The sequence below is a fragment of the Nakamurella sp. genome (genome assembly GCF_048594475.1).
Lineage (GTDB): Bacteria > Actinomycetota > Actinomycetes > Mycobacteriales > Nakamurellaceae > Nakamurella.
Window position 1 is genome coordinate 1 of sequence record NZ_JBMDXT010000382.1, and the last position, 3524, is coordinate 3524.

The following is a 3524-nucleotide window of genomic DNA, read 5'->3' on the forward strand; positions in this document are numbered from 1 at the left end:
CGACTGGTCGCGCGCGTGCGCCGCGACCAGCGCGTAGGCCCAGACGGCGGCCTGCTCGGCGACCAGGGCCGACTGCATCGCGGCCTGCGCGTCCGGGCTCAGCGGCCCGGGCGGCGCGGTGCTGATCGGGGTGCTCAGCGGCGAGGCCGATCCCGACCCCGATGTCGATGTCGATGTCGATGTCGCGCCCGATGCCGGGCTCGGCCCCGATCCGGGGGCGGGGGTGGGGGACGGGCTCGTCATACCAACACCGCCCGGTGGCTGGCCAGCGACGCGGCGATCGTCCCGTACAGCGCGGCCCGGTAGCGGGAGGCGGTCGAGATGGCGTCGGTGAACTGGACCTGGGCGGTCGCCGCGTCGCCCCGGACGGCCGAGACGATGGCCTCCGGCGAGCCCGGCAGGGCCACGGCACCCGAGGCCGGGGCGGCCGATGCGGTCGCCCCGGCCGCGGTCGCGTTCGGATCTCCGGGGTTGGTCCGGGCGTACTCGGCGGTCAGCGCGTCGAGATGCTGCTGACGGTCGTCGCGCAGCGGCTGCAGCTTGCCGGCGTCGGCCTGATCGGCGGCGATCGCCGCGTCCAGCCGCAGGATGTGCAGGCGGGTGGTCGCGATCAGCCCGTTGATCGGGTCGAGCGCCGCGGGGTTCAGGTCGATGGTCGGCGTCGCCGGCTCGTCGGAGCCGAAGTAGCCGCAGCCGGCGACCGAGGCGATCGCGACGGCCGCGCCGACGGAACCGGCGCCGAGCAGGACCGAGCGCCGGGAGACCGGCCGGCCGGGAGCGGATGACACGGGGACCATCATGACAGGCCGGCGGCGCCGGGACCGGTGATCCGGGCCGCCCGCCCCACGCGAACGTCACACCGCGGCCGCGGCTCACCCGTCGGGTCCGGTCGCCGTCGGGTCCGGTCGCTCTAGGGTCCGGTCGCCGTCGGGTCCGGTCCCGCCACCGGGCCTGGCCGCGCCCGGACCGCCCGACCGGACCGACCGGACCGTCTGGACCGCCCACCCGGCACCGATCGGCGCACCGCCGGGCCCGCGGACCGATAGGCTTCCGCCCGACCGCCGGCTCGCTGGGCCCGGGCGCGGGTGTTCCCTCCACAACTGCACACCGCGACCGCCGCCCGTCGACGGGTCGGGGTCGGCACGGGTGTGGCAGACAGGAGACGGCGATGGGAACCGACGACGGTCGCCTGCGGGCAATCGTCACCGAGGTGACGGGCGCCCACGGGTACGACCTGGAAGAGTTCACGGCGCGCACGGTGGGGCGACGCCGGGTGGTGCGGGTGGTGATCGACGGCGACGACGGCGTGTCGCTGGACGACGCGGCGCAGGTGAGCCGCGAGATATCCGAACGGCTGGACGGGCCCGACGACCCGATGGGCGAGCTGCCGTACACGCTGGAGGTGACCAGTCCCGGCGTCGGCCGGCCGCTGCGCGAGCCCCGGCACTTCCGCCGGTCGCTCGGGCGCCTGCTGGCCGTGACCACCGCCCAGAACGCCGAGGGCCTGACCGGTCACCTGCTGCGGGCGGACGAGGACGGCATCGCGCTGCTGGTGGCCGGCAAGAAGGGCGCGATCAGCACGGTCGCCGTGCCCTACGGGCAGATCGCCGCGGCCCGGGTCGAGGTGGAGTTCTCCGCCCCGCCCGCCGCCGTGCAGGAGCTGTTGGATGCCGAAGGAGTGATCCGGTGAACGTGGACATCGCCGCGCTGCGCGCGGTCGAGAAGGAGAAGGGGATCGACTTCGATTCCCTGCTGGACACCCTCGAGACGGCGCTGCTCTCGGCGTACAAGCACACCGAGGGGCACGCCGCGCACGCCCGCGTCGAGATCGACCGGCGCACCGGCGGGATCCGGGTGTGGGCGCAGGAGACCGACGACGCCGGCGAGGTCGCGCGGGAGTGGGACGACACGCCGGCCGACTTCGGCCGGATCGCGGCCACCACCGCCCGGCAGGTGATCCTGCAGCGGCTGCGCGACGTCGACAACGAACGCACGTTCGGTGACTTCGCCGGTCGCGAGCACGACCTGATCACCGGCACGGTCTCGGCCGACGCCAAGGTCAACGCGCGCGGCGTGGTGGTGGTCAGCCTGGGCGAGGGCAAGAACGCGGTCGAGGGTGTGATCCCGGCGGCCGAGCAGGTGCCGGGGGAGTCGTACGTGCACGGCCAGCGGCTGCGGTGCTACGTGGTCTCGGTCGCCCGCGGCCTGCGCGGCCCGCAGATCACCCTGTCCCGCACCCACCCCAACCTGGTCCGCAAGCTGTTCGCGCTGGAGGTGCCGGAGATCGCCGACGGCTCGGTGGAGATCACCGCGGTCGCCCGGGAGGCCGGCCACCGGTCCAAGATCGCCGTCCGGCCGGCCGTCGCCGGGGTGAACGCCAAGGGCGCCTGCATCGGGCCGATGGGGGCCCGGGTGCGCGCGGTGATGAGCGAGCTGAACGGCGAGAAGATCGACATCATCGACTGGGACGAGGACCCGGCGACGTTCGTCGGCAATGCGCTGTCCCCGGCCCGGGCGCTCTCGACGACGGTCATCGACCCGATCGCCAAGGCCGCCCGGGTGATCGTGCCCGACTTCCAGCTGTCGCTGGCCATCGGCAAGGAGGGCCAGAACGCCCGGCTCGCCGCCCGGCTGACCGGGTGGCGCATCGACATCCGCAGCGACGCCGTGCCCGACCGTCCGCAGGCTCCGGCCGGACCCGCCGCGACTCCCCGGTGACCGGGGTCGGACGGAGCGTCGAGAGGCGGTAGACTTCAATGTTGGCTCCACCACCACTGTCGGTGGCCGCTGCAGAAGACGTGATCGACCCCTCCGGGCCGACGCGTACCTGCATCGGTTGCCGGCAGAAGTGCCGAGCCGTCGAATTACTGCGCGTCGTGGCCGTGGCCGGGGTCGTCACCCCGGATCCGCGGCGTCGCCTCCCCGGCCGGGGAGCGTGGCTGCATCCCGATCCGGGGTGCCTCGACATGGCAGAGCGCCGTCGGGCGTTCGGTCGGGCCTTCCGGGTCTCCGAACACCTCGACACCAGCACGGTCCGCCGCCTCCTGCACCCCGAGGACGGTGGACCCGCGGATCGGACCGGCCCGGAACGACGGGACGTGGTCCGATCGGACAAGCCGCCTGGAAACAGAAAGCAGGTCGACCCAACGTGAGCACGCCGTGAAGCAGCAATGAGCAGCACCCGGCACATCGACTAAGAGGACGAGCGCGGCCCGTTGAGCCCGCCCGCCCTCACCCGTGAGGAGAGCAGTGGCAGGCAAGGCCCGTGTACATGAGCTCGCGAAAGAGCTCGGCAAGACCAGCAAAGAGATCATGGCGAAGCTCCAGGATCTCGGCGAATTCGTGAAGTCCCCGTCCTCGACCATCGAAGCCCCGGTGGTGCGCAAGCTTCGCGATGCGTATCCGACCAACCCGCCGGCCAACGGCGGCGCGTCCGGTTCCGGCAACGGCGGCTCGCCCCGCCCGGCCCAGCCCGGTCGCCCCGGCGGCCAGGCCCGACCGGCCGGGCCCCGCCCGACCGCCCC

At 73.8% G+C, this 3524-nt stretch carries 6 protein-coding genes; 4 read left to right on the top strand and 2 right to left on the bottom strand.

Going from position 1 to position 3524, the window contains the following annotated elements; genetic code table 11:
* Both ACOJUF_RS17185 and ACOJUF_RS17190 read right to left on the bottom strand, forming a co-directional pair.
* Positions 1–243 (bottom strand): hypothetical protein (locus ACOJUF_RS17185; protein ID WP_420123043.1); only part of this gene is annotated, 243 nt, incomplete at its 3' end.
* Complete coding sequence (locus ACOJUF_RS17190; protein WP_420123044.1) at positions 240–788, bottom strand: hypothetical protein; 549 nt, start codon at positions 786–788, stop codon at positions 240–242. The genes ACOJUF_RS17185 and ACOJUF_RS17190, both read right to left, overlap by 4 nt.
* A gap of 380 nt (positions 789–1168) precedes the next feature.
* Here ACOJUF_RS17190 and rimP point away from each other — a divergent pair, with 380 nt between their 5' ends.
* The 4 genes from rimP to ACOJUF_RS17210 all read left to right on the top strand — a co-directional run.
* Positions 1169–1690, top strand: a complete 522-nt coding sequence (gene rimP / locus ACOJUF_RS17195; protein ID WP_420123045.1) for a ribosome maturation factor RimP — start codon at positions 1169–1171, stop codon at positions 1688–1690.
* A complete protein-coding gene (gene nusA, locus ACOJUF_RS17200; RefSeq protein ID WP_420123046.1) occupies positions 1687–2718 on the top strand; it encodes a transcription termination factor NusA in 1032 nt (343 codons plus the stop codon). Before rimP ends, nusA begins: the two co-directional genes overlap by 4 nt.
* 38 nt (positions 2719–2756) lie before the next feature.
* Positions 2757–3152: a YlxR family protein gene (locus ACOJUF_RS17205; protein WP_420123047.1), complete on the top strand. Its 396-nt coding sequence runs from the start codon at positions 2757–2759 to the stop codon at positions 3150–3152.
* Positions 3153–3249: 97 nt separating this feature from the next.
* Positions 3250–3524: translation initiation factor IF-2 N-terminal domain-containing protein (locus ACOJUF_RS17210; protein ID WP_420123048.1), on the top strand; the 275-nt coding region annotated here is incomplete at its 3' end.

Excerpts from the sequence above, each read along its gene's own strand:
- rimP (WP_420123045.1), top strand. The coding sequence starts at position 1,169 with ATGGGAACCGACGACGGTCGCCTGCGGGCAATCGTCACCGAGGTGACG.
- ACOJUF_RS17205 (WP_420123047.1), top strand. The coding sequence starts at position 2,757 with ATGTTGGCTCCACCACCACTGTCGGTGGCCGCTGCAGAAGACGTGATC.